General features: G+C 65.9%; 33 protein-coding genes. 15 read left to right on the plus strand and 18 right to left on the minus strand.

Features of this window, described 5'->3' with window-relative positions:
* The first annotated feature begins 16 nt into the window (after positions 1–16).
* A complete protein-coding gene (locus EDF57_RS17565; protein WP_243841130.1) occupies positions 17–346 on the plus strand; it encodes a PilZ domain-containing protein in 330 nt (109 codons plus the stop codon).
* A 188-nt stretch (positions 347–534) separates the two neighbouring features.
* Positions 535–1,803, plus strand: a complete 1,269-nt coding sequence (locus EDF57_RS17570; RefSeq protein WP_134095216.1) for an MFS transporter — start codon at positions 535–537, stop codon at positions 1,801–1,803.
* Positions 1,804–1,837: 34 nt separating this feature from the next.
* Here EDF57_RS17570 and EDF57_RS17575 read toward each other — a convergent pair whose 3' ends face one another.
* From EDF57_RS17575 to EDF57_RS17605, 8 genes are all read right to left on the minus strand, one after another.
* Positions 1,838–2,632, minus strand: coding sequence for an NUDIX domain-containing protein (locus EDF57_RS17575; protein WP_134095217.1), 795 nt, complete (start codon positions 2,630–2,632; stop codon positions 1,838–1,840).
* 384 nt (positions 2,633–3,016) lie between these two features.
* The gene (gene grxD, locus EDF57_RS17580) at positions 3,017–3,346 is read right to left on the minus strand and encodes a Grx4 family monothiol glutaredoxin (RefSeq protein WP_132265026.1); all 330 of its coding nucleotides are present in this window, start codon (positions 3,344–3,346) and stop codon (positions 3,017–3,019) included.
* Between the two features lie 117 nt (positions 3,347–3,463).
* A complete protein-coding gene (locus tag EDF57_RS17585; protein ID WP_132265028.1) occupies positions 3,464–3,697 on the minus strand; it encodes a BolA family transcriptional regulator in 234 nt (77 codons plus the stop codon).
* 82 nt (positions 3,698–3,779) lie between these two features.
* Positions 3,780–4,097: a DUF1476 domain-containing protein gene (locus tag EDF57_RS17590; protein ID WP_134095218.1), complete on the minus strand. Its 318-nt coding sequence runs from the start codon at positions 4,095–4,097 to the stop codon at positions 3,780–3,782.
* Between the two features lie 108 nt (positions 4,098–4,205).
* Positions 4,206–4,805, minus strand: coding sequence for a 3-isopropylmalate dehydratase small subunit (gene leuD / locus EDF57_RS17595; protein WP_132265032.1), 600 nt, complete (start codon positions 4,803–4,805; stop codon positions 4,206–4,208).
* A complete protein-coding gene (locus EDF57_RS25555) occupies positions 4,805–4,969 on the minus strand; it encodes a hypothetical protein (protein ID WP_165921371.1) in 165 nt (54 codons plus the stop codon). Before EDF57_RS25555 ends, leuD begins: the two co-directional genes overlap by 1 nt.
* Before the next feature lie 7 nt (positions 4,970–4,976).
* Positions 4,977–6,410: a 3-isopropylmalate dehydratase large subunit gene (leuC, locus tag EDF57_RS17600; RefSeq protein WP_132265034.1), complete on the minus strand. Its 1,434-nt coding sequence runs from the start codon at positions 6,408–6,410 to the stop codon at positions 4,977–4,979.
* A gap of 126 nt (positions 6,411–6,536) precedes the next feature.
* Positions 6,537–6,911, minus strand: coding sequence for a hypothetical protein (locus tag EDF57_RS17605; protein ID WP_132265036.1), 375 nt, complete (start codon positions 6,909–6,911; stop codon positions 6,537–6,539).
* Between the two features lie 335 nt (positions 6,912–7,246).
* On the opposite strand from EDF57_RS17605, the gene EDF57_RS17610 reads away from it, so the two are divergent.
* Positions 7,247–7,762, plus strand: coding sequence for a sterol desaturase family protein (locus EDF57_RS17610; protein WP_132265038.1), 516 nt, complete (start codon positions 7,247–7,249; stop codon positions 7,760–7,762).
* A 46-nt stretch (positions 7,763–7,808) separates the two neighbouring features.
* Here EDF57_RS17610 and EDF57_RS17615 read toward each other — a convergent pair whose 3' ends face one another.
* Complete coding sequence (locus tag EDF57_RS17615) at positions 7,809–8,168, minus strand: YbaN family protein (RefSeq protein ID WP_132265040.1); 360 nt, start codon at positions 8,166–8,168, stop codon at positions 7,809–7,811.
* A complete protein-coding gene (locus tag EDF57_RS17620; protein ID WP_132265355.1) occupies positions 8,165–8,596 on the minus strand; it encodes a SufE family protein in 432 nt (143 codons plus the stop codon). The genes EDF57_RS17615 and EDF57_RS17620 overlap by 4 nt, the downstream gene beginning before the upstream one ends.
* Before the next feature lie 78 nt (positions 8,597–8,674).
* Between EDF57_RS17620 and EDF57_RS17625 the strand changes: the two genes are divergently transcribed.
* A complete protein-coding gene (locus EDF57_RS17625) occupies positions 8,675–10,723 on the plus strand; it encodes an NAD(+) synthase (RefSeq protein WP_134095219.1) in 2,049 nt (682 codons plus the stop codon).
* A gap of 41 nt (positions 10,724–10,764) precedes the next feature.
* Here EDF57_RS17625 and EDF57_RS17630 read toward each other — a convergent pair whose 3' ends face one another.
* The 7 genes from EDF57_RS17630 to EDF57_RS17660 all read right to left on the minus strand — a co-directional run bounded on the left by EDF57_RS17630 (position 10,765) and on the right by EDF57_RS17660 (position 13,635).
* A complete protein-coding gene (locus EDF57_RS17630; RefSeq protein ID WP_134095220.1) occupies positions 10,765–11,004 on the minus strand; it encodes a hypothetical protein in 240 nt (79 codons plus the stop codon).
* Positions 11,001–11,339, minus strand: a complete 339-nt coding sequence (locus EDF57_RS17635) for a hypothetical protein (RefSeq protein WP_134095221.1) — start codon at positions 11,337–11,339, stop codon at positions 11,001–11,003. The genes EDF57_RS17630 and EDF57_RS17635 overlap by 4 nt, the downstream gene beginning before the upstream one ends.
* A 16-nt stretch (positions 11,340–11,355) precedes the next feature.
* On the minus strand, positions 11,356–11,640 hold the full coding sequence (locus tag EDF57_RS17640; RefSeq protein ID WP_132265048.1) for a hypothetical protein: 285 nt from the start codon (positions 11,638–11,640) through the stop codon (positions 11,356–11,358).
* Positions 11,637–11,921: a hypothetical protein gene (locus EDF57_RS17645; RefSeq protein ID WP_132265050.1), complete on the minus strand. Its 285-nt coding sequence runs from the start codon at positions 11,919–11,921 to the stop codon at positions 11,637–11,639. Before EDF57_RS17645 ends, EDF57_RS17640 begins: the two co-directional genes overlap by 4 nt.
* A gap of 41 nt (positions 11,922–11,962) precedes the next feature.
* On the minus strand, positions 11,963–12,373 hold the full coding sequence (locus EDF57_RS17650) for a PspC domain-containing protein (RefSeq protein WP_134095222.1): 411 nt from the start codon (positions 12,371–12,373) through the stop codon (positions 11,963–11,965).
* A 156-nt stretch (positions 12,374–12,529) separates the two neighbouring features.
* Positions 12,530–13,429 (minus strand): phage shock protein PspA, encoded by a 900-nt coding sequence (pspA, locus tag EDF57_RS17655; RefSeq protein ID WP_243841131.1) that lies wholly within the window; start codon positions 13,427–13,429, stop codon positions 12,530–12,532.
* Positions 13,426–13,635 carry a hypothetical protein gene (locus EDF57_RS17660; RefSeq protein WP_132265054.1) on the minus strand — a complete coding sequence of 70 codons (210 nt, stop codon included), beginning with the start codon at positions 13,633–13,635 and terminating at the stop codon, positions 13,426–13,428. Before EDF57_RS17660 ends, pspA begins: the two co-directional genes overlap by 4 nt.
* Positions 13,636–13,794: 159 nt before the next feature.
* On the opposite strand from EDF57_RS17660, the gene pspF reads away from it, so the two are divergent.
* From pspF to EDF57_RS17710, 10 genes are all read left to right on the plus strand, one after another.
* On the plus strand, positions 13,795–14,877 hold the full coding sequence (gene pspF / locus EDF57_RS17665) for a phage shock protein operon transcriptional activator (RefSeq protein WP_134095223.1): 1,083 nt from the start codon (positions 13,795–13,797) through the stop codon (positions 14,875–14,877).
* Between the two features lie 93 nt (positions 14,878–14,970).
* Positions 14,971–15,507: a LuxR C-terminal-related transcriptional regulator gene (locus EDF57_RS17670; RefSeq protein WP_132265058.1), complete on the plus strand. Its 537-nt coding sequence runs from the start codon at positions 14,971–14,973 to the stop codon at positions 15,505–15,507.
* A 113-nt stretch (positions 15,508–15,620) separates the two neighbouring features.
* Complete coding sequence (locus tag EDF57_RS17675; protein ID WP_132265359.1) at positions 15,621–15,920, plus strand: hypothetical protein; 300 nt, start codon at positions 15,621–15,623, stop codon at positions 15,918–15,920.
* Positions 15,921–15,950: 30 nt separating this feature from the next.
* The gene (locus tag EDF57_RS17680) at positions 15,951–16,454 is read left to right on the plus strand and encodes a hypothetical protein (protein ID WP_134095224.1); all 504 of its coding nucleotides are present in this window, start codon (positions 15,951–15,953) and stop codon (positions 16,452–16,454) included.
* Positions 16,455–16,483: 29 nt separating this feature from the next.
* Complete coding sequence (locus EDF57_RS17685) at positions 16,484–16,801, plus strand: JAB domain-containing protein (protein ID WP_243654166.1); 318 nt, start codon at positions 16,484–16,486, stop codon at positions 16,799–16,801.
* Between the two features lie 353 nt (positions 16,802–17,154).
* The gene (rimP, locus tag EDF57_RS17690) at positions 17,155–17,715 is read left to right on the plus strand and encodes a ribosome maturation protein RimP (protein WP_132265064.1); all 561 of its coding nucleotides are present in this window, start codon (positions 17,155–17,157) and stop codon (positions 17,713–17,715) included.
* A gap of 3 nt (positions 17,716–17,718) precedes the next feature.
* Positions 17,719–19,338 carry a transcription termination factor NusA gene (gene nusA / locus EDF57_RS17695; RefSeq protein WP_134095225.1) on the plus strand — a complete coding sequence of 540 codons (1,620 nt, stop codon included), beginning with the start codon at positions 17,719–17,721 and terminating at the stop codon, positions 19,336–19,338.
* Positions 19,319–20,047: a DUF448 domain-containing protein gene (locus EDF57_RS17700; RefSeq protein ID WP_132265068.1), complete on the plus strand. Its 729-nt coding sequence runs from the start codon at positions 19,319–19,321 to the stop codon at positions 20,045–20,047. Before nusA ends, EDF57_RS17700 begins: the two co-directional genes overlap by 20 nt.
* Positions 20,048–20,070: 23 nt before the next feature.
* On the plus strand, positions 20,071–22,938 hold the full coding sequence (gene infB, locus EDF57_RS17705) for a translation initiation factor IF-2 (RefSeq protein WP_134095226.1): 2,868 nt from the start codon (positions 20,071–20,073) through the stop codon (positions 22,936–22,938).
* A gap of 220 nt (positions 22,939–23,158) precedes the next feature.
* On the plus strand, positions 23,159–23,689 hold the full coding sequence (locus EDF57_RS17710; RefSeq protein ID WP_132265072.1) for a DUF1697 domain-containing protein: 531 nt from the start codon (positions 23,159–23,161) through the stop codon (positions 23,687–23,689).
* A gap of 68 nt (positions 23,690–23,757) precedes the next feature.
* Here the strand turns inward: EDF57_RS17710 and EDF57_RS17715 are convergent, their stop codons facing one another.
* The gene (locus EDF57_RS17715) at positions 23,758–24,093 is read right to left on the minus strand and encodes an RcnB family protein (RefSeq protein ID WP_132265074.1); all 336 of its coding nucleotides are present in this window, start codon (positions 24,091–24,093) and stop codon (positions 23,758–23,760) included.
* 109 nt (positions 24,094–24,202) lie between these two features.
* Between EDF57_RS17715 and rbfA the strand changes: the two genes are divergently transcribed.
* The gene (gene rbfA / locus EDF57_RS17720; RefSeq protein WP_132265076.1) at positions 24,203–24,595 is read left to right on the plus strand and encodes a 30S ribosome-binding factor RbfA; all 393 of its coding nucleotides are present in this window, start codon (positions 24,203–24,205) and stop codon (positions 24,593–24,595) included.
* Positions 24,596–24,603: the final 8 nt, after the last annotated feature.

Raw genomic sequence — 24,603 nt, forward strand, 5'->3', positions numbered from 1 at the left:
GCGTCATAACCGGATGATGAACCGCCCCTTCCTGCAGCGCCGATCCACACGACAGCCGATCTCGCTGGCAGCACAATGCCGCACTGCCAATGGCTTGCGTGACGAAGGCGAGATTTCGGACATCACGGCAGAGGGCTGCTGCGTGGCGACGACGGGGCTGCTTTTCCGCGTGGGCATGCGCGTGGTGATTCGTCCGCAGGCGCTGGAAGGGCTGACCGGCATCATCCGCTGGATCAGCGGAGACTGCGCCGGCGTCGAGTTCGACCGGCCGCTCCACGGGCCGGTGGTGGACCATCTGGTGCGCCTGCACGCCACTTTCACGCCGGAGTGGCGCGCCGTCGGCTAGCCGCCCCTCTTACCCTCGCCGCCCCTTTCCGACTGTCTCCCTTCAAACGGGCAGGCCATCACCTTTTCGCCGGGGCGGTATTTCCCGGCGGCGCGGCCAATCTCCTCGCCAGCGTCCCGCACCCACGTATCCTCCCGGCAAAGACATGCGCGGCGAAAAGCCGGCACTTCGCCATCCGGGAGAGAACCATGGCCCATGCAGCCGGCAACACGCCGGATATTCCCAACCACCCCAAGGCCGTCCGAATGGGCGTGATCGCGGGGGTTTCGCATAATCTGGTGATCGGCACCGTGATGGGGTCCTTCGGCATCCTGCTGGCGTCGGTCGAGCAGCGCCTGGGCGTCAGCGCAGAGGCGGCGGCGGCGGGGATTCCGCTGGTCCTGGTCGGCTCGTCGATACTGGCGCCTTTCGTGGGCGTGCTGATCGCGAAAGTCTCGCTGCGGCTGCTCCTGCTGGTGGGCGCCCTGCTGACGGTGGGCGGCTATCTGCTGCTGGCCTTCACGCAGAGCTATGCGCTCTACCTCGTCGCCTACGGTCTGTTCTTCGGCCCCGCCCTGAGCCTGGCCGGATCGGTGGGCCCGGCCACCCTGGTGACGCGCTGGTTCCATCGCAATCGCGGACTGGCGCTGGGCGTGGTGCACTTGCCGGTGGTGATCGCGATCATGCCCTGGCTGCTCCACGAGACGCTCGACGGCGTGTCGCCCACCACCATCTACCTTGCGATCGGACTGGTGGCCGCAGCGGTCATGATCCCGCTCAGCCTGATGACCATCGACCATCCTCCCAGCGGGGAGACCGCCGCGCCCGCGGCCGGCAGCCGGCGCACGTCGGACGGCTCGCTCAGCGTGGCGCAGCTCCTTGCCAGGCCGCGCTTCTGGGCGCTGTGCCTCGCGGGAATCGCCAGCATGACGAGTTCGGTGATGCTGGGTTCGCTGCTGGTGCCCATGGGCGAATCCTGGGGCTTCACCCGGGCCGAGTCCGCGCAGCTCCAGTCGATCATGTCGCTGGCCGGGATCGCCGGATCGGTGATGTTCGGCTGGATTGCCGACAAGCTGGGCGGCGGTCGCTCTCTGGCGCTGATCGGCTTCGATTGCGCCCTGCTGTGGCTGGTCCTGCTGCTGCACCCGCCCTTTGCCATGACCGCGGTGGTGGTGGCGCTGATCGGCATGCACGGCGTGGGCGCGATCCCGACGCTGGGCCGCGGCTTGTCAGACAGCTTCGGCCAGGCCAGCTACAGCCGGGGCTTCGGGCTCAACACGCTGATCGGGCTGCCGTTCATCGCTTCGGCGGTGATCGGTTCGGCCAAGGCCTTCACGCTTACCGGCAGCTACGATGCCGCGATCAAGGGCATGGTGGTGTTCTTCGCACTCGCGGTCGCTTTCGGGCTCTACGGAGCGACCGGCCCGAAAGTCGAAGGCCCGCGCGCCTCGCTGGAACCCGAGCCGGAGCTGGCCTGAGCCTGCCTGAACCCGGCCTCTGGCCGATCGCGGATCAGCCGCGGTCGGCAGCGGCCTTGAGTTGCCCGCGCACCGGATAGCCGTGGCCGTCGGGGATCATCAGCCATTCCTCGCCCTCGATCGTCTCGATCCGGGGGTGGATGCGCTCCACGGGATGGCGCCGGATATCGGCCAGCGCGTCCGCGTGACTGGCAAAGCGGGCAAGGCGCTCCAGGTTGCGGCGGGTGGGAAAGATCACCGCGATCTCGCCCCGCGCAGTCATGTCCAGCGCCTGCGCCGCGCTCGTCCAGAACAGGCGGGTATTCTCCGTGGCATCGACCGTGACGTCCACCGCGCCGGTGCCGAGGTCGGTGACGAAGAAGCGCGTGTCGAAGCCCTTGTCCCACGGCGGACACCAGTGCGCGTAGAGCACGAGGCGTTCGGGGGCGAGGTCCCAGCCGAAATGTTCCAGCACCGGCGCCAGCGTGCCGCGTTCCAGCAGGAGCAGGCGGCCCTGAGCGGCTTCCTCGGCACTGACGGGCCGGTGCGTGGCGACCATCAACCCGGTCTCCTCCAGGGTTTCGCGAATGGCGGCGATGCGGGCGGAGGCGAGTTCGATGGGTTCTGAGGGCAGGAGCGCGGCGGCCAGTTCGCGGTCGGCCGGGTCGACGCGGCCGCCGGGAAACACCGCGGCACCTCCGGCGAAGCGCATTTCGCGGGCGCGCTGGACCATCAGCAGTTCCGGTGGGCCGCCGTCGGCCGCGTTGCGGAAGATCACCAGGGTCGCTGCCGGCACCACTTTGGGGCCATCCGCCGGCATCGGATCGTTGCTGGGAGCATAGAGAGTCATGCCCGCGAGTTTGCGTGCCCTAGGCGGGGAGGCAAGCGGAATTGTCATGCCAGCCTTGCGCGACGATCCGGCTGCAAACTGTCGGGCGGCTTTACACTTGCAGGGTTCCTGGAAGGCGCGGGTGCATGGCCATTGGCGGAAAACCGGGAGATTTGCCATTTGGCACGGCTCATGCTTATAGGATAACGTACCCTCGAGTAGTCTCGAACGAGACGGGGCCGAATGTCTCCCGGCCCCGTCTCCCCGAGCCCTCCACCCCCCGAAATCGCCCCTCCGAAGTTTGCACGCCCCAGGCGGGGTGCATCTGCATCTGCGAAGGGAGGGCGCGCACGAAAAAGCGCCCGGAGTTGCCCCCGGGCGCCTTGGCATTCGATCGATCCGGGATCAGCCCTGGGTGGCGAGGCCGGTATCGATGAAGAGCTGGTGCAGTTCGCCAGCCTCGTACATTTCCATCATGATGTCGCTGCCGCCGACGAATTCGCCCTTTACGTAGAGCTGCGGGATCGTCGGCCATTCCGAATAGGCCTTGATGCCCTGGCGGATGTCCATGTCCTGCAGCACGTCGACGCTCTCGTAAGGCGCGCCGAGCTGTTCGAGGATGGCGATCGCGCGGCTGGAAAAGCCGCACTGCGGGAACAGCGGGGTGCCCTTCATGAACAGGACGATGTCGTTGTTCTTTACAATCTCGTCGATGCGCGCGTTGACGTCGGACATTTCAATAAACCTTCAGACTAGACCATGAACGTATCATGTTCTGCGTTTCTTTTGTTCGCCGCATTTTCCGGGCCGTCGGGTGATTTCACCTGACTTGAAAATGCTCCGATGCCGGCTTCAGTTGGGGACGGCGGTGGTGAGTTGCAAGGCGTGGAGCACGCCGCCCATGCGGCCGCCAAGGGCTTCGTAGACCATCTTGTGCTGGGCCACGCGGGGCTTGCCCGCGAAAGCGGCGCTGGTGACGCGCGCGGCATAATGGTCGCCGTCACCGGCAAGATCCGTGATCTCGACCGATGCGTCGGGCAGGGCGGTGCGGATCATGGCTTCGATTTCGCTGGCGGACATGGCCATGGCCTGGTTCCTTTCGTTCGGCTCTTGGCCGGGGCATCTTCAGGCCGGACCGGAATGTCCGGCGCGGCCCGAAAACGACTGTTCAGCCCAGGAAGGCGCGGCGCGCCTCGACCTGCTTGGCTTCGAGTGCGGTGCGGATTTCGTTTTCGGACGCGTCCACACCGGCAGCAATGAGATCGCCCAGCAGCTTGCGGACCACGTCCTCGTCGCCGGCTTCCTCGAAGTCGGCCTGGACGACGGCCTTGGCGTAAGCCTCGGTCTCGGCGGAAGAAAGCCCCATGCGCACGGCGGCCCATTCGCCCAGCAGGCGGTTGCGGCGCGCCTGGATGCGGAACTGGGTGTCTGCGTCATGCACGAACTTGGCCTCTTCGGCGCGTTCGCGGTCCTGGAAACTCGTCATCGGATAACCTCGATCTAGGGCTTATCCTGCCGATAGGGCGCGAAGCGGGTCGGGGCAATGGCGATTTGCGATGCGTCGTCCCGGACCGGGTCCGGGACGACAGCCGGTTCAGGCGCTCGCCGGAGTCTTCGCCAGGAACGGCAGGTCGCTGCGCGCCCTGGCCTCGTGGGCCGAGATGGCATCGCCCTGCGCCATGGTCAGGCCGACTTCGTCGAGCCCGCCCAGCAGGCAGTGCTTGCGGAACGGGTCGATCTCGAAACCGTAGCGATCCTGGAAGCGCGTGGTTACGGTCTGGGTTTCCAGGTCGATGTCGATCGGATCGGTCTGCGCCACTTCCATCAGCCGGTCGATCGCCGCCTGCGGCAGCGCCACGGTGAGGATGCCGTTCTTGAAGGCATTGCCCGAGAAGATGTCCGAGAAGCTCGGCGCGATCACGCAGGTCACGCCCATGTCGAGCAGCGCCCAGGCGGCATGTTCGCGGCTGGAGCCGCAACCGAAGTTGTCGCCCGCGATCAGGATCGGCGCGCCTGCGAACTCGGGGTCCGCAAAGACGTTGTCCGGTTCCTTCTTCACCGCCTCGAACGCGCCCTTGCCAAGGCCTTCGCGGGTGATGGTCTTGAGCCAGTGGGCCGGGATGATGACGTCGGTGTCGACGTTCTTGCGGCCGAACGGGATGGCCCGTCCGGCGACGTGGGAAATGGCCTGCATCAGTCGGTCTCGGGCGCCTGTTCGGGGTGCAGCGGCTTTTCGTTCGCGCGGGCCTTGCGGCGCTTCACGAAGAGCAGGGCCGCGGCGATCGCGGCCGAGCCGATGGCGGCACCGGCTGCCAGAGCGGCGCGGCCGGCGAGGTTGTTTTCGGAATCGTTGGACATGTCGTTCTTATCCTACCAGTTCGCGCACGTCGGTGAGCTTGCCGGTCACCGCGGCGGCGGCGGCCATGGCCGGGCTCATCAGGTGGGTACGGCTGCCGGGGCCCTGGCGGCCGGTGAAGTTGCGGTTGCTGGTCGAGGCGCAGCGTTCGCCTGCCGGCACCTTGTCGGGGTTCATGGCGAGGCAGGCCGAGCAGCCCGGTTCGCGCCATTCCAGGCCCGCTTCGATGATGATCCTGTCGAGCCCTTCGGCCTCGGCCTGGGCCTTCACCAGGCCCGAGCCGGGGACGACGATCGCCCACTTCACGTTGTCTGCCTTGTGGCGGCCCTTGAGCACGGCGGCGGCGGCGCGGATATCCTCGATGCGGCTGTTGGTGCACGAGCCGATGAAGACGTTCTGCACTTCCACTTCGGTGAGGCGGGTGCCGGGGGTGAGGCCCATGTAGTCGAGGCTGACCTTCACCGCGTCACGCTTGGAGGCGTCGGCGAAGTCTTCCGGCGCGGGAACGACGCCGCCGATGGCCGACGTGTCCTCGGGGCTGGTGCCCCAGGTGACGGTCGGCTGGATATCCTCGGCGCGGATCGAGACGGTCTTGTCGAACGTCGCGCCTTCGTCGGTCGCCAGGTTCTTCCACCAGGCCAGGGCCTTGTCCCAGTCATCGCCCTGCGGGGCGTAGGGGCGGCCTTCGACATAAGCGAACGTGGTCTCGTCCGGAGCGATCAGGCCGGCGCGGGCGCCGCCCTCGATCGCCATGTTGCAGACGGTCAGGCGGCCTTCGACGGACATTTCCTCAAAGACGTTGCCGCGGAATTCGATCACGTAGCCGGTGCCGCCGGCCGTGCCGATCACGCCGATGATGTGGAGCACCACGTCCTTGGGGGTGATGCCCGCGCCCAGCTTGCCGTCGACGCGGACTTCGAAGCTCTTCGACTGCTTGAGCAGCAGGGTCTGCGTGGCGAGGACATGTTCGACCTCGCTGGTGCCGATGCCGAAGGCCAGCGCGCCGATGCCGCCGTGGCAGGCCGTGTGGCTGTCACCGCAGACGATGGTGGCGCCGGGGAGCGAGAAGCCCTGCTCGGGTCCGACGACGTGGACGATGCCCTGTTCGGCATCGGTGGCGTCGATATAGCGAATGCCGAATTCCGGCGCATTTCTCTTGAGCGCGGCCAGCTGCTGCGCGCTTTCGGGGTCGGCGATGGGCAACACATGCCCCTGCGCATCCTTGCGCGCGGTGGTCGGCAGGTTGTGGTCGGGAACCGCAAGGGTAAGATCGGGGCGCCGCACCGGGCGGCCGGCCACGCGTAGGCTTTCGAAGGCCTGCGGGCTCGTCACTTCGTGGACGAGGTGCCGGTCGATATAGATGAGGCTGGTTCCGTCGTCTCGCGTGTCGACGACGTGGGCGTCCCAGATCTTCTGGTAGAGGGTGCGCGGTTTCGTGGTCATGGTGAAAGCGCGATTAGGCCCGCCCGCCCCGCAATTCAAGGGGAACGGGCGTGCCTTTTCGCGCAACATTATTCGCTAAGCGGTCAACCGGGGCTTCTCGCCCCGGCTGCCTGTGCGTCGCGGTCCTCAGCGGCGGTGGCCGTTGCGGTCGTTGCGTTCGGCATGGAGCGCAGCGTGGACGCGGTCGATCCGGCCCTGCAGGGTCTGCATCTCGCGCGGGCTCAGGCCGCCGCGGGCGTAAGTCGAATGGAGGCGCTGGATCTGGACCGCGTCGTTGCGCAGGCCGGTGGCTTCACGCTGGCTGATCGTGCGGCGGGCGGCAGCGCGGTCGATCTCGCCGCGCAGTCCGGCGATGTCCGAGCGGATCTTGGCTTCGCGATTGGGCGTGATGCGCGCGGCTTCGCGGTGCGGCGCGGCCGCTTCGGCAATGCCCGGCGCGACGGCCGAGAAACCCAGGGCCGCGACAAGGGCGGGAGCGATGAAACGGGTGATCTTGCGCATGGGACTTTCCTTCTTTTTCCGGGATTTGTTCCGTGCATTCAGATTTAAAAGTCTCAACATGAACGGCAGAAGACTCACCGGTCACAGTCCTGTCGGCATTTGTAACTAAGTGTCGCAGCCACGAGACTGTAGACGGCCTCTGCGACCCGACGGGAGAGGCCGCCTGAAAGATAAGGAATGCAGGGCAGCCGTACCGGCCCCGCGCCGCTGCGGCTGCATCTGCATTCCAAACTTTTCTCTCCTGGCTGCCCGCCGCGCGGCACATTCCGCCGAAACCGTCATTTGACCATCCTCGGCACCTGACAACGCGCAGCCAAGCGACTAGAACGGGGATCATGTCGTTTCTCTCCGCAGCCCTGATCGTGCTCGCTTCTGCCGCAGCGATGGAATTCGTCGCCTGGGCGAGCCATAAGTACATCATGCATGGGTTCGGCTGGGCCTGGCACCGCGACCATCACGAGCCGCACGACAACCTCCTCGAAAGGAACGATCTCTACGCGCTGGTCGGCGCGGCGATCAGCATTTCGATGTTTGCGCTGGGTTCGCCGCTGGTCATGGGTGCCGGGGCATGGGCGCCGGGAACCTGGATCGGGCTGGGCGTACTGCTCTATGGCGTGATCTATACGCTGATCCACGACGGCCTCGTCCATCAGCGCTATTTCCGATGGGTGCCCAAGCGGGGCTATGCCAAGCGGCTGGTCCAGGCGCACAAGCTGCACCATGCGACCATCGGCAAAGAGGGCGGGGTGAGCTTCGGCTTCGTGATCGCGCGCGATCCGGCCGTGCTGAAGCAGGAACTGCGCCGCCAGCGCCAGCAGGGAATCGCCGTGCTGCGGGACGCGGTGGAGTAGCGCTGCGAGCCCTTCTTCCCGGATCAAGTCCGGGGCGACGTCGTGGCTATTCCGCGCGCGTCCAGATCCAGGGGCCGATCACCAGCAGCACTCCGGCCGGGATCAGCACCCAGGGCCAGCCCACCGTGAACCAGGTGAAGGGAATCGAAGCGCTCATCGCCAGGATCGCGGAGACCTTGCCCTTGCGGCTGATCGCGCGCCGGTCGCGCCAATCGCGCAAGTGGCGACCGTGGGTAGGGTGGTTGTAGAGCCGCTCGGCCCATTCGGGATGGCTCTTGCCGAAGCACCAGGCCGCCAGCAGGTAGAACACCACCGTAGGCATGACCGGGAGGAAGATGCCGATCGTTCCGAGCGCGACGAAGAACAGCCCCGCTGCCATCCAGAGCGGGCGGCTGGCCTTCTTCAAGTCGTGCTGCCTGCGTTCTGTCCGGAGGCGTAGCGGGCGGCCGTCTCGCGGATCAGCGCGATCATGTTCGGCACGCCCTGCGTCCGGTTGGACGAGAGCTGGTTCTTGAGGTCGAACGGCGCCAGGGCGGCCGCGATGTCGGTTTCGGCGACTTCGGCGGCGGGGCGGTCCTGCACGGCGGCGATCACCAGCGAGACGATGCCCTTGGTGATTGCCGCATTGCTGTCCGCCAGGAAGTGCAGCGTGCCGTCCTCCCGCGCCATCGGATAGACCCAGACGCTGGCCGAGCAGCCGCGCACCTTGGTGGCGTCCGTCTTCAGCGCGTCGGGCATGGGATCGAGTTCGGCGCCAAGGCCGATCAGCAGGCGATAGCGTTCATCGCCTTCGGAAAACTCGTATTCTTCGCGGATGTCGTCGAGGCTGCGCATCTCTCGCCATTTAAGCGCGGCACGGGGGAGGGCAAGGGGAAGTTGCCTCACGTCGCGGTTCCTGTCAGGGATTTGCCCATGAGTGCACATCCTTTCTACGCCATGCACGAACACGGCTTCGTGCGCGTCGCCGCCTCCACGCCCAAGGTCCGCACTGCCGATGTCGCCTTCAATCGCGATGCCGTGCTGGCGGAGGCGCAGCGCGCGCATGAGGCGCATGTCGACCTGGTGGTCTTCCCGGAACTTTGCATCTCCTCCTACGCGATCGACGACCTGCACTTGCAGGGCGCGATGATCGAGGCGGTGGAAGCGGCCGTGGCGGAGATCGTGCGGGCAAGCGCCGATCTCTCCCCTGTGCTGCTGGTCGGCGCGGCGCTGTCCCACAAGGGGCGGCTTTATAACTGCGCGCTCGCCATCGCGCATGGGCGGCTGCTGGGCGTGGTGCCCAAGTCCTACCTGCCCAATTACCGCGAGTTCTACGAAAAGCGCTGGTTCGCCAGCGGCAAGACGATCAAGGGCCAGACCATCCGCGTGAACGGGCAGGACGTGCCCTTCGGCGTCGATCTCGTCTTCGCGTCCGAAGTGCTGCCGAACTTCCGCTTCGCCGTGGAGATCTGCGAGGATATCTGGGCCGCCACCCCGCCAAGCTCGCTGGGTGCGCTCGCCGGAGCGACGATCCTGTGCAACCTCTCCGCCTCCAACATCGTGATCGGCAAGTCGGACGAACGGCATCTGCTCTGCCGCTCGCAGTCCGCCCGCGCGACGGCGGCCTACATCTATTCCGCTGCCGGGCATGGCGAGAGCACGACCGACCTGGCGTGGGACGGGCAGGGCATCGTCTACGAACTGGGCGACCTGCTGGCAGAGAGCGAGCGCTTCTCGCTGGAAGCGGAACTCTGCATCGCCGATGTCGATGTCGACCGCATCATGATGGACCGCATCCGCGTCCCCACGTTCAACGACGCGGGTGAAGTGGCAGGCCGGCCGGACGAGACCTTCCGCACCGTGCCGTTCCGCCATGCCCCGGCGGGCGGCGATATCGGCCTGATCCGTCCGGTCTCGCGCTTCCCCTTCGTGCCCTCGCGCGCCGACAAGCTCGATGCCGACTGCTACGAGGCGTTCAACATCCAGGTGGGCGGGTTGATGCGCCGCATCGAGGCGACGGGCGCCAGGTCGATGGTCATCGGCATCTCTGGCGGGCTCGATTCGACTCACGCGCTGATCGTTGCCGCGCGCGCCTGCGACCGGCTGGGCCTGCCGCGCACGTTCATTCGCGGCTACACGATGCCCGGTTTCGCCACCAGCGAGGGCACCAAGTCCAATGCCTGGACGCTGATGAAGGCCGTGGGCATCCACGCCGAAGAGATCGACATCCGCCCGGCCGCCACGACGATGCTCAAGGATATCGGCCATGCCTTCTCGAATGGCGAGCCGGTCTACGATGTGACGTTCGAGAACGTGCAGGCGGGCCTGCGCACCGATTACCTGTTCCGCCTGGCCAATCAGAACGACGGCTTCGTGATCGGCACCGGCGACCTCTCCGAACTGGCGCTGGGCTGGTGCACGTACGGCGTCGGCGACCAGATGAGCCATTACACGGTCAACGCCGGCGTGCCCAAGACGCTGATCCAATACCTGATCCGCTGGTGCGCCACCACCGACCAGTTCGGCGCAGAGACCGAAGAGGTGCTACTGGCGATTCTCGGCACCGAAATTTCGCCCGAACTCGTGCCTGCCGGGGCGGACGGCGCGATCCAGAGCACCGAGGCGAAGATCGGGCCTTACGAACTCAACGACTTCTTCCTGCACCACATCGTCCGCTTCGGGCAGAAGCCGTCGAAAGTGGCGTTCCTGGCGCTCCACGCCTGGCGTGAAGCGGCGGCGGGCACCTGGCCTGCGGGCTTCCCGGACGATCGCAAGAACGCGTACGACCTTGCCACGATCCGTTCCTGGCTGGAGAAGTTCCTGCGCCGCTTCTTCGCGTTCAGCCAGTTCAAGCGCTCCGCCGTGCCGAACGGGCCGAAGGTGTCCTCCGGCGGTGCGCTGTCTCCGCGCGGAGACTGGCGCGCGCCGTCCGATGCCAGCGCGGCGGTGTGGCTGGCGGAACTGGATGCGAAGGTGCCGTAATAGAAGGCGTCGTCCCGGCCTTGATCCGGGACGACGTCATCTCAATCCCGCAGCGACTCGATTTCGCGTGCGAGATCCTTTTCGCGGCGCTCGTCGGTGGCGATGCGTTCGAGCACGGCGATGCGCTTGCGCAATTTCTCGACTTCGGCTTCCAGTTCGTGTTCGCGCTCGCCATGGCCGTCCAGTCGGAAGCCCGGCTTTTCTCCGCGCAGTTTCTGGGCACGGAGCCAGGTTACCGCGGCGATCGCGAAGATGACGACTACGGCAGTCCAGAAGCTCATTGGGTCACCTCGCGGCGGGCATCGTGGCGAGCCTCTCGCAGGCTCTCGATCTGACGGGCTACATCATAACCCTGATCCGTGACAATCCGCTCGACGCTGGCGAGGCGGTCCTTGATCGCGCCGATCTCTGCGCGAAGCTGGGCGTTTTCCTGGGTGATCAACTGGACGCGGGCCTGGGCCTCGCCATTGTCCCGGGGATAGACGGCCTTGCCCCAGGAATTCTCCAGCGGATAGCCGTGGCGCATGCGCAGCCAGTTGTTGAAGATCCAGCCGCCGATGCCCAGCGCCGTGGCGGCGACCAGCAGGGGCGAGAGCATTTCGAGAATGTGGTCCATGTTCGTCGGCCCCCCGTCAGTTCGCGCGCGGCTCGCCATCCGGCGCGCGCAGCGATTCGATCTGGCGCGCGGTGTCCCAGGCGCCGTCGGTGATGATGGTTTCCAGCACGCGCAGGCGGTTCTCGATCGCGGCATTGGGGGCGGCGTGGCGGGCGGCCTTTTCGGCCGTTTGCCCCGCCGCGATCTCCAGCTTGCGTTCGAGGAAGGCGAGGCGGCGTTTGTAGGCCCCGGCCAGGATCGCCGCTATCGCGACCATCCCGCCCATGAAGGTGGCCAGCCCGACGAAGTCCCCGAAGCTCATTGCCGGGTCGCCTTGTCAGTGGGGGCCTTTTCGGTTTCGCGCACGTCGCGCAGGGCCTCGATCTGGAGCGCGGTATCGTAGCCGCCGTCAGTGATGATGCGTTCCAGCACCCGCACGCGCTCTTCCAGCTCGCGGGAGTGGGAGGCGTATTGCGCGGCCTTTTCGGCGGTGGCCGTCACCTGCAGTTCGGCCATGCGGCGCTGGTGCCGGGTCCAGATCGCGAAGCCCGCAATCATGAACGGGGCCAGCGGGATGAGGAGGGCGAGAGTGTGAGAATCCATCTTGGGCTAATCCCTGTTACCCGGTGTTGGCAGCCTGCGTATCAGCGCAGGCTGTCGATTTCGGCGGCGAGGCGCGAATTGCTGCTGGTGTAGTGCGCTTCCATCTCGGCGACGCGGCGGTCGATGTCCGAAAGTTCGCTGCGCAGGCGACCAGAACGGTTCGGTGCCGAGCGCATCAGGTTGTGTCCGAAGCCCTGGCGATTTCGGCGGCGTTCCATGCGGCGCAGCAGGCGCTCTTCCTCGTCTTCGCTGTAAAGGCTCATCGGCCGCTTGTCCGCCATGAGGGCGACGGCGATGTAGATCGGGATCGTCACGAAGGAGACGAAGAAGGTCAGCAGCACGGCTGCGATGCGAATCCAGAGCGTGTCGACGCCGGTATAGTCCGCAATGCCGGAGCAGACGCCGGCCAGCTTGGCGTTCGACTTGTCGAGATAGAATTGTCCGCGTGACACTGGTTGTTCCCTTTCCCTCGGGCTGCCCGGCGTGGATCCGGGCTTGCCCGTTATGACAGTGGTCGGGTCGGCAGACCCGGGTTCCCGGTCATGGCCCTTCGCGGGCGGCATGTACGTTTCGGCAAGACACCTGCCGGGATGTCAGGTGTGCCGCTGTCATTCCGGCGTCGACAGGCCTGCGGTCGGCTGGCCTGCGGTCGATTGGCCATTCCCCATCGCGCGCTTCATCTCGGCGAGTTCGGCGTCGATCGTATCGCCGTCCTGCAAGGCGGCGATTTCCTCGGCGAGCGTCGGCTGGCGGCTGTCGCCCAGGCTCATCGCCTCGGCACGGCCTTCGGCATAATCGACGCGCCGCTCGAGCTGGTCGAAGCGCACCAGGGCCTCGTCCACGCGCTCGCTCGACAGCAAGGTCCGCAGTTTGACGCGATTCTCGGCGCTCTGCAAGCGAGCGGCGATCGAGGATTGGCGGCTGCGGGCCTCGCGCAGGCGGTTCTGCAGCTTTTCGATGTCCTCCTCGTAGGCGCGCAGGGCATCGTCGAGCACGGCGATCTCGGCACGAAGCTGCTCGGCCATGTCGCCGGCCTTCTTCTTTTCGAGCAGGGCGGCGCGGGCCAGGTCCTCGCGGTCCTTGCTGAGCGCGAGCTGGGCCTTGTCGCCCCAGTCGTGCTGAAGCTGGTCCAGCTTGCCGACATGGCGGCGCAGTTCCTTCTGGTCGGCAATGGTGCGCGCGCTGCTGGTACGCACTTCGACGAGGGTTTCCTCCATCTCCAGGATGATGAGGCGGATCATCTTCCCGGGGTCTTCGGCCTTGTCCAACATGTCGTTGAAGTTGGCGGCGATGATGTCGCGGGTGCGGGAGAAGATACCCATCCTGGCGGTTCCTTTGATCGAGGTGGGATTGAACTTGCGGGCCTGGCTGAAGCGCGGCTCCCGGAAGAAGGAGCCTTCGCCCGAACCGGAGGCGGTGTCGAACGGGCGGGCGCGCCTTTCCTGAAAGCGAGGAGCGTCCTGCTCCGATGCTTGCAGGATTTCGATTTCCGCGTCGAGCCTGCTCACTGCAGCGGTGCTCCGCAAACGGGAGCGGCATGGGCCGGCGGGGCGATGCGGTCGCTCATGGCGAAGAGGTTCAGCGTGCCCATGGCGAGCACGGCAGCGATGATCGCCCAGTCGAGCTTGCTGCGTTCCCGCCCATTGGCCTGGAAGCCGGCCGGCTGCTTGCTCGGGTGGCTGCTGGCAACGATGCTGGCGTTCTGGAAGGACATCCTGGTGTTCCTCTGTCGGATCTCGTGAATTTGCCCATGTCACTGCAAGGGGCGTGCCAAACTCGAAAACATGCGGTTTTCTGTGATTTCAGACGCTTGGTGGGGGAGGGTGCAAAAGATGAATTGCCAATGAATGGTGAAATTCGCTAAGAGTTGGGAATGGAGCGAGACGTTCAGTTCATCGGTCAATCCACCGCCTTCCTCGACGCGGTGGAGCGCGCTAGTCGGGCTGCGGCGGTGCGGCGTCCGGTGCTGGTCATCGGCGAGCGCGGGACCGGCAAGGAGCTGATCGCCCAGCGGCTCCATCACCTCTCGCCGCGCTGGGGCGAGCCGCTGATCACCATGAACTGCGCCGCCTTGCCGGAAACACTGATCGAAGCGGAGCTGTTCGGGCACGAGGCCGGGGCTTTCACCGGCGCGGTGCGGGCAAGGGCCGGCCGGTTCGAGGAAGCGGATCGGGGGACGCTGTTCCTCGACGAGCTGGGCACTCTGTCGATGGCTGCGCAGGAGCGGCTGCTTCGGGCCATCGAATATGGCGAGATCGCGCGAATCGGTGCCTCGCGCCCGGTGCAGGTCGACGTGCGCGTGGTTGCCGCCACCAATGCCGACCTGCCGCGCATGGCCGAGCAAGGCACGTTCCGCGCCGACCTGCTCGATCGCCTGAGTTTCGAGGTCATCAACCTGCCGCCGCTGCGGGCGCGGGAAGGCGATGTCTACGAACTGGCCGACTACTACGGGCGGCGCATGGCGAGCGAGCTGGAGTGGGATACCTGGCCCGGTTTCTCGCCGCGGGCCATGGCGGTGCTGGAGGCGCATGACTGGCCGGGCAATGTGCGCGAGCTGCGGAACGTGACGGAGCGCGCAGTCTACCGCTGGGCGAACGAGCACGCGCCGATCGCCGAAATCGTCTTCGATCCTTTCGAGAACCCCTGGATGCCCGCCGCCGCTGCCGAGCCTTCCCCCGCGCCGATTCCGGTGGCCGCCGTCCCGGCAAGGCCGGCGCCGGCTGCGCCCGTGGAAGCGGGCGCCGGGCTGCGGGCTTCGGTCGAGGCTTACGAACGCGGGCTATTGGTCGAGGCGCTCGACCGGCATCGCTGGAACCAGCGCCGCGCGGCGTCGGCTATGGGATTGTCCTATGACCAGTTGCGCCATTGCATGAAGAAGCACCGTCTGTCGGAAGGCGGACAGGCGCCCTCCGCGCCGCCATCGGCCCAGTCACGGCCGCGAAATCTCGGTGAATAACAAGCATTAAGCGGCCGTTTAGGAAAGTCTGTCTGCCGTTTTGCTTTAATTTTCCCTAGTGGGATTTGCCGTTATAGTGCACGGAAGGCGCGAATGAGGGCCGATGTGCAAGAGATAACCGACATTTCCGAAGCAACAGGGTTGTTGGAAAACTTGACGTCCAAGCAGGTCGAAGTTCTCGACCTGCTGCTGATGCACCGTACCACCAAGGAAATCGCCCGCGAAATCGGCATCGCGCCGAACACGGTGGACCAGCGCATCAATGCCGTGCGCGATAAGTGGGGAACCCTCAACCGCAAGGATACGGCGCGCCTTTATGGGCAGCTCGTGGAGCTATGTGGCAAATCCACATATGGCTTTTCCCGTATCGACGCGGGGTCGGGAGAGGGGGATGAGAGCGATCAGGATCTGACGGCGGATCCGGTCTTCGTCCTCTCCGATGCACGGCCCATGGCACGGCATCCCGATTGGTTCGATGCCCGGGTTGCCGAGCCGGCAGGCCTGGAGGCATTCGATGCAAGGTTCGGAAGGGCGGGGCGCGTAGGGGCGGTTTTCTTGCTGGCGTTGATCATGGCGGTGACCCTTGCGGCCACCCTGGCGATCGCCGAAGCTCTGGAAAAACTGCTTTAGCGGCGCGCTGGTCCACCGATCCGGCCCACCGATCCGGTGGTCTTCTTGCCGGATGCCTTCGATCTCGGAATTCCCCGTGGGAGGCGACGAATATGACACCGGATATTGTCGGAATGCGGATCACCCGGAGCATCCAGTCGGTCGAGAACGACATGGATGAGCTTCTCGCCAAGGCCAGCGAACTCATGGCGGAAATCGCTCGCGGCCGCCTTGCGATCGTCGATAACGCCCATAGCACCCAGCGCCCGATGGCGCGCGTTGCAGCCATGCAGCGCAGCCTGATCGAGGCCCGCTCCGAACTGGTGCGTGCGCATAGCGACTTGTCGAAGCTGGCAGAGACGATGGATATTCCGGTCCGCTGCCCGGACAAGGCCGAAGGCGAGCATCAGCCGCTCGCCGAAATCGCGGCCTGATCGGGGACTCGTTCGAAATGGGGAGTGTCCTTGGGAAACTCTGAACAGCTTGCTTTCTTCCTGCTGCTGGTCGTCGCCGTGGCGCTGGCCTTCTGGCAGGGCGGCGCGCCCGAACGGTGGGGCGCCGCGATCATCCTGGCGATGGTCCTGCTGCAAGTCGGCGGAGAAAGCCTGCTGCCCAGTCGTTTCAGGAGCGTGGATCCCACGTCGCTGCTGACGGATGCCGTGGGAACGGCCGGTTTCGGCTATCTCGCGCTCCAGGCCCGAAGGATTTGGCCGCTATGGGCAACCTCGTTGCAGTTGTTGAGCCTCAGCGCGCATTTCGCACGATGGGCGGACATCGGAATTCCGCCAACGGTCTACGCCGTGATGCGGGGGACGCCCACGTTCCTGGCGCTTTCGGCGATAGCGATCGGTACGATCCTGCATGTCTGGCGCAAGCAGCGGCTTGGCAACGATCCCTCGTGGCAGGACTGGTCCCGGGTTGCAGTCGCATCCGGCCGCTCTCGCGAAGTCTCCTCGAAACGCTGGTAACCCACCTGGGCTGCCTTCGCCGCGAGGTGATGCTTGAACTGCCTTTCGATGCCGAAGGGCGGCTGGTGGGACAAGTGGCCTGCACGACAGGCTGCGAGGCCACGATCAGGGCCGGCTCCCGGTCGCTTTTGCAACGTGTGCTGGAGCATCGGGCCGTCGGCCTGGTGCTGGTGCACAACCACCCTTCCGGCGATCCGCTGCCCAGCCGGGCGGACGTGATCGCCACGCGCCGGCTCTCCGCCTTGTGCGAGACCGCGCGAATCGAGCTCCACGACCACCTCGTGGTCGGAGGACGCAGCGCGGTCTCCATGCGACGGGCCGGGCTGATGAGTCGCGCCGTGACGTGACTCCCAACTTACCGGCGGGCGGCCCTCCCCCCGCTGGACGCAGGCCGGGCGAGCCCCCCCCACCCGAACACTCGCCCGGCCTGCACTTTTTAATCGACCTTCCGATCGGCAAGAACGGGCGTCCGTCCGTTTTCAAGCGGCACCGGCCCACGCCCCGGCAATGCCTTGGCCCGATGCCCCGGACATCGGTTTCGCCCGACCGGCAGGCCGGAATCCTCTCTCTTGCTTTTTACCGGCGATGCGCTTATCTGCGCCTCATCCCGACATTGGTGACACAAGGTTCGGGCTGGCGCCGGAAGGGGCCGGCGCGAAACTGCGTTGCCGAACAGCACGATTTTTACCGGAGATACGGCTTGGCCGACATTGCACGCATTACCGAAGTCATCGAGCCTGAGGTCAACGCCCTCGGTTTCGACCTGGTGCGCGTGCGAATCTTCGGCAAGAGCGAAGTGGGCGACGATGAGATCGCCCTGCAGATCATGGCCGAGAACCCGGCCACCGGCCAGCTCGTGCTGGATGACTGCGTGAAGCTTTCGCACCGCATCTCCGATCGCATGGACGCGCTGGAAGAAGCCGGCGAAACGCTGATCGAGGAAGCCTATCGCCTCGAAGTCAGCTCGCCCGGCATCGATCGTCCGCTGACCCGCCCGAAGGATTACGCCAACTGGGCCGGGCACGAAGTGAAGGTAAGCCTGACCGCACCCGTGGAAGGCAACCGCAAGGGGCTGACCGGTGACCTGGTCGGCATCGACGGCGATCAGATCACGATCGACGACAAGAAGTCCGGCCGGGTGACTTTCCCACTCGGCGACATTCATTCCGCAAGGCTGGTCCTCACGGACAAGCTGATCGCAGCAACCCGCCCGCTGGATGACAGCGGGGCCGACGAGATTGTCGAGGAACAGGAAGACTAAGCCATGGCCAGTGCGATTTCCGCCAACCGCGCCGAGCTGCTCGCGATCGCGAACTCCGTCGCTTCGGAGAAGATGATCGACAAGTCGATCGTCATCGAGGCGATGGAAGAAGCCATCCAGAAGTCAGCCCGCAACCGTTACGGTGCGGAAAACGACATTCGCGCGAAGCTCGATCCGCGCACCGGCGACCTGCGTCTGTGGCGCGTCGTCGAAGTGGTCGAAGAAGTCGAGGACTACTTCAAGCAGGTGGACCTCAAGCAGGCCGACAAGCTTCAGAAGGGCGCGGCCCTGGGTGACTTCATCGTCGACCCGCTGCCCCCGGTGGACCTCGGCCGCATCGACGCGCAGTCGGCCAAGCAGGTGATCTTCCAGAAGGTCCGCGATGCCGAGCGTGACCGCCAGTACGAAGAATTCAAGGACCGCGCCGGCGAAGTCATCACCGGCGTGATCAAGTCGGTCGAATTCGGCCACGTCATCGTCAATCTCGGCCGCGCCGAAGGCGTGATCCGCCGCGACCAGCAGATCCCCCGCGAAGCCGCCCGCGTCGGCGAGCGCGTTCGCGCGCTGGTCATGCGTGTCGAGCGCCAGAACCGTGGGCCGCAGATCTTCCTTTCCCGCGCGCACCCGGACTTCATGAAGAAGCTCTTCGCGCAGGAAGTGCCCGAAATCTACGACGGCGTGATCGAGATCAAGGCCGCCGCCCGTGACCCGGGTTCGCGCGCCAAGATCGGCGTGATCAGCCACGATCACTCGATCGACCCGGTCGGCGCCTGCGTCGGCATGAAGGGCAGCCGCGTTCAGGCCGTCGTGCAGGAACTGCAGGGCGAAAAGATCGACATCATCCCCTGGAGCGAAGACACCGCGACTTTCGTGGTCAACGCCCTCCAGCCTGCGACCGTCAGCCGCGTCGTCATCGACGAGGAAGAAAGCCGCATCGAAGTCGTCGTGCCCGATGACCAGCTTTCGCTGGCGATCGGCCGCCGCGGCCAGAACGTGCGCCTTGCCTCGCAGCTGACTGCCTCGCAGATCGACATCATGACCGAGGCCGAGGCTTCGGAGAAGCGCCAGAAGGAATTCACCGAGCGCTCGAAGATGTTCGAGGAAGAGCTCGACGTGGACGAGACCCTTTCGCAGCTGCTGGTGGCCGAAGGCTTCAGCGAGCTTGAGGAAGTCGCCTACATCGACCTCAACGAACTGGCCGCCATCGAAGGCTTCGACGAAGAGCTCGGCCAGGAACTTCAGAGCCGTGCCCAGGAAGCGCTCGAGCGCCGCGAAGAAGCCTCGCGCGAGGAACGCCGCGGTCTCGGTGTCGAGGACGCCCTGGCCGAACTGCCGCACCTCACCGAGGCGATGCTGGTGGTTCTCGGCAAGGCCGGCATCAAGACGCTCGACGACCTGGCGGATCTCGCCACCGACGAGCTGATCGCCAAGAAGCGCTCCGAGCAGCGCCGCCGCGACGGTTCGGTGAACCGCCGTGCGCGTGACGAAGACAAGGGCGGCGTGCTCGGCGAGTACGGCCTGAACGAAGAACAGGGTAACGAAATCATCATGGCAGCCCGCGCTCACTGGTTCGACGAAGAACCGCAACCCGAGGAGGCCGCCGATGCGGAATCCTCGCAATGAGCGCGTAAGCTCCGACATCGACGGCGCCGGGCCGGAGAGGAAATGCATCCTCTCCGGGGAGGTCGGTGCGCGTGAAGACTACATCCGTCTGGCGATCTCGCCGGACGGACTCGTTCTTCCCGACATCCACGCGCGTGCCCCCGGGCGCGGCGCGTGGATCGGCGTTTCTCGTGACACTCTTGAAAATTCGCTCGAGAAGGGCAAATTAAAGGGAGCGATGGCGCGCGCCTATAAAGGTGCCGCGCTCACGATCCCGGAAGACCTCGCCGAACGGATAGAACAGGCGCTGATCCGCGCACTGACTCACCGGCTGGGCCTCGAACTGAAATCGGGCAAGTTACTTATGGGCTCCGACCGTATCGCGCAGAACGCGCGAGAGGGCCGGGTCACATGGCTTGCCCATGCCGCCGATGCGAGCGAAGACGGCTCGCGCAAGCTCGACCAGGCCTGGAGAGTCGGGAGCGAGGCGGAAGGAAGCGGTCTCAAGGGCACACGCTTGCCTCTGGACCGAGAGACGCTGTCTGTGGCATTGGGCCGCGACAACGTCGTTCACTTGGCGCTGAATGATCGTGGCGCGGCTCAACGAGTCGCTTCGCTGCTGCAGCGCCTTCTGCATTTCCAGGGGCAGCCCCGCACCGAGACGGACGGGGACGGTATGGATGGTAGCAACGGGCCGGCACGCAGCGCCGCGCCCGAGGCGACGAATTGAGACTGAAGGGCACGACGAGAGATATGAGCGAGACCGACAACAAACCGACCCTGGGCCGCAAGCCATTGGGGCTTAAGCGTTCCGTGGAAGCGGGTGAGGTCAAGCAGACCTTCAGCCACGGCCGCACCAACAAGGTGGTGGTCGAGGTGAAGCGCCGCAAGGTGCTCGGCAAGCCGGGCTCCGAAGGCGCTGTCGAGGCCGCTCCCGCGCCCCAGGCTCCCGCCCCGGCTCCGCAGGCCGCTGCCCCGGCCCCGTCGGCTCCCCAGCCCGCACCGCAGCGGGCTGCGCCGCCGCCGGCCGCGCCCCGCAAGCCGATTCCGTCGAACGAGACGCCGCAGGAGCGCGTCGCCCGTCTTCAGCGTGAGGCCGAGGAAGCCCGACTCGCCTCGCTTGAGGAATCGAACCGCCGCGAGCACGAGGAAAAGGTGCGCGCGATGGAAGAAGAAAAGCGCCGCGCCGAAGAAAACCGCGCCCAGGAAAGCAAGCGCGCCGAAGAGGAAGCTGCCAAGGCTCGCGAAGCCGAGGCTGTCCAGAACGCTCCGGCCCAGAACGCTCCGGCCCAGGATACTGTGGCTCCCGTGCAGGAAGCGCCTGCCGAGACGCCTGCCGCTGCCGAACCGGCTGCGCCTGCCGCCGAAGCGTCGGCTCCAGAAGCTGCCGCGCCTGCCGCCAAGGCGCCTGAAGCTGCTGCGAAGCCGGCTGCTGCCGCGCCCGTGGCCGCTCCGGCTCCCGCGCCGCGCCGCTTCACCCCGGTTGCACGTCCTCAGCCCCGCAAGCCCGAGGCTCCGGCCGCCGCCGCCGGCAACGCTGCCGCAGGCAACGCCGCCGCTGGCAATGCCGGTAATGCAGCTGCCGCAACCACCGGCAATGCCGGCCCCGCCAGCAGCGGCACTGCCGCCGCACCGAAGGGTCCGGCCGCGGCCAAGAAGGGCGCTCCGCCGCCGCCGCCGCGCAGCACGCCGGATCGCGACCGCAAGGGCGGCGACCGTCGCCAGTCGGGCAAGCTCACGGTCAACCGTGCGCTCAACGACGACGAGGGCGCCCGCGCCCGTTCGCTCGCCGCGCTCAAGCGCGCCCGCGAGAAGGAACGTCGTGCCCACTTCGGCGGCCAGTCGCAGCAGCGCGAGAAGCAGGTCCGCGACGTGATCGTCCCCGAGGCGATCACCGTTCAGGAACTCGCCAACCGCATGGCCGAAAAGGGCGCCGACCTGGTGAAGGCGATGTTCAAGATGGGCATGATGGTCACCGTCAACCAGACGATCGACCAGGATACCGCTGAACTGCTCGTCACCGAATTCGGCCACAACATCCAGCGCGTGTCCGAAAGCGATGTCGACATCGACACCTCCATCGACGTCGATGCCGAAGAGACGCTGAAGCCGCGTCCCCCGGTCGTCGCCATCATGGGCCACGTCGACCACGGCAAGACCTCGCTGCTCGACGCGCTTCGCGGCACCGACGTGGTGCGCGGCGAAGCCGGCGGCATCACGCAGCACATGGGCGCGTACCAGATCAAGACCAAGGGCGGTGACCTCGTCACCTTCCTCGACACGCCTGGTCACGCCGCCTTCACCCAGATGCGTATGCGCGGTGCGAACGTCACCGACATCGTGATCCTGGTGGTCGCTGCCGACGACGGCATCATGCCGCAGACGATCGAGGCCATCAATCACACCAAGGCCGCGGGCGTGCCGATGATCGTGGCCATCAACAAGATGGACAAGCACGAGGCCAATCCGCAGAAGGTGCGCGAGCGCCTGCTGGAGCACGAAGTCATCGTCGAGGCCATGTCGGGCGATGTCCAGGACGTGGAAGTCTCGGCCAAGACCGGCGCGGGTCTCGACGATCTGATCGAGAAGATCCTGCTCCAGGCCGAACTGATGGAACTGAAGGCCAACCCCGACCGCGAGGCCGAGGCGACCGTGATCGAAGCCAAGCTCGACAAGGGCAAGGGTCCGCTCGCGACCGTGCTGGTCAACCGCGGCACCCTGAAGGTCGGCGACATCTTCGTCGTCGGCACCGAGAGCGGCCGCGTGCGCGCCATGCTCGACGACAAGGGACGCCAGGTGAAGGTCGCTCCGCCTTCGATGCCGGTGGAAGTCCTCGGTATCGGCGGCGTGCCGATGGCCGGTGACCTGCTCAGCGTCGTGGACAGCGAACAGCGTGCCCGCGAGGTTTCGGCCTACCGTCAGGAACAGGCGACTGCCAAGCGCACCGCCATGGCGCCGGCCAGCATCGACACGATGTTCTCGGCGCTTGCCGCCAAGCAGAACGTCATCGAGTACCCGGTCGTGGTCAAGGCGGACGTGCAGGGTTCGGTCGAGGCGATCAACGCCGCGCTCCATGCCCTCTCGAACGACGAGATCAAGGTGCGCATCCTGCACTCGGGCGTCGGTGCCATCACCGAGACCGACGTGGCCCTGGCTTCGGCCTCGGGCGCGCCGATCGTGGGCTTCAACGTCCGCCCGAACGCCAAGGCGCGCGAGCAGATCGAGAAGACCAAGACCCCGATGATGTACTACGACGTCATCTACGAACTGACCGCCGAGGTCGCGAAGCAGATGGCCGGCATCTGGGGTCCGGAGCGCATCGAAACCGTGGTCGGCCGCGCCGAAGTCAAGCAGGTCTTCCCGGCCGGCAAGCGCGACAAGGCCGCCGGTCTGCTGGTCGTCGAAGGCTTCATCCGCAAGGGTCTCAGCGCGCGTCTTACCCGCAACGATGTCATCGTTTCGGCAACGACGATCTCCTCGCTGCGCCGCTTCAAGGACGACGTGGACGAAGTCCGCGCCGGTCTGGAGTGCGGTGTGGTCCTGGCCGACACCAACGACATCAAGGCGGGCGACCACCTCGAAGTCTTCGAAGTCAGCCACCGCGAACGTACCGTCGGCTGATATCTGCCGGTTTCGGTTGAAAGACCATGAAACGGCCATCGTCGGGGAAACCCGGCGGTGGCCGTTGCCGTTTGTGCCGCCTGGCCGGACGACGGCGCCCTGCGGCGACGGATGGCCGCTCGCGGGATGACTTGCAGCCTCTCCGCGGCTCGTGCAGGTGAGGAAGCGCCGGGCAGACATGCCCCGCAGCCATTCAGCTTATGGAATCGATGACCCTGCCATGACCCGCTATTGCGCCTTTTTCGAGTCCCTGATCGTGGGCGGCGATCGTCTGTCGATGGCGGACTTGCGCTACGCCTTCGCGCGCGAGGAACTGGAGAATGCCGAAACGGTGATCTCCAGCGGCAATGTCCTGTTCGATTACGAGGACCGTCCGACCGAGGGTCTGGAAGACCTCCTGGCCTACCTGATGCGCGATCGCTTCGACATGGGCGCCTTCGTCGCGGTGCGCAGTCGCGCGGAGATCCGCGCGGCCGTGGAGGAAAACCCGTTCGTGGGCAGCGAGGACACCTTCGTCCATAGCGTGCTGCTGGAGCGGCAACCGACCAAGCAGCAGTTCGGCCGCCTCGTGGGCGACCACGGCAGCATCGGCGCCGAGCGACTGGCGCTGGGCGATCGCTGCCTTTTCGTGGATTTCGGCGGGCCGATGAGCGAAAGTCCGCTGACGATGGCCTTCATCGAAAAGCGCCTCGGCAGCCGGGGTGCGGCGCGCAATGTGCGAACGCTGGCGCGGATCGTCGCGAAGATGTGATGCGCAAAGGGCGCCGCGCTCCGCCAAGCGTGACGCCCCATTGGCCGGTTTCTTCTATCCGGGAGGGATCAGCGGAACATGCCGCTCGTCACGGCGGCAACGATGCCGCTGGTGATGCCGACGAGCAGCAGGTCATTGCCCGAACGCACGTAGTGATAGCCGCGCGGCGGGGCCTTCACATTGCGGTACTTGCGGTAGTCCACGGCCTGGTAGTGCGTGGCGCGGCTCTGGTCGAACTTCTCGCCCTTGCGGAACTGGTGCGGGCTCTTGTCGGCATGGCCGTTACCCGAATGAGAAGTGTCCGCATGCGAAGAGGTGTGGCGGTCCGGCGCAGCCATGGCCGGTGCGGCGACGGTGGGGGCGACGAGCGCCGCAGCAAGCAGGGTGGCGGTGAACTTGTGCATTTCCGGTTCCTCGAAATGGTGGTTTCACAGGGCTAAACCACACAAATGAGCCTTGGAGCCGTAATCAATTGTTGCAAATTGTCGTCGTCCGCCCACATGGAACAAAGCCATGGTACGCCAGCAAGTCACATCCGAACAGCACTCCGTCCGCCTCCTCAAGGTGGGTGAGCAGGTGCGCCACGTCCTTTCCGAGATCCTCACGCGCCAGCAGGTTCACGACGATACGCTGAGCACGCATTCGGTCTCCGTCACCGAAGTGCGCATGACGCCGGACCTGCGCATCGCCACCGTCTTCGTGAAGCCCCTGCTCGGCGAACATGAGGAAATCGTGCTGAAGGCGCTGCAGACGCATACCGCGTTCTTCCAGCGCGAAGTGGCGCAGCGGCTGAAGCTGAAGTTTGCCGCCAAGATCCGTTTCCGCACCGATGATACTTTCGAAGAGGCGAGCCGGATCGACGCGTTGCTCAACGATCCGCGGGTCAAGCGCGACCTCGAGGACTGATCCGCCCG

Origin of the sequence: Novosphingobium sp. PhB55 (assembly GCF_004368805.1) — a bacterium.
Classification (GTDB): domain Bacteria; phylum Pseudomonadota; class Alphaproteobacteria; order Sphingomonadales; family Sphingomonadaceae; genus Novosphingobium.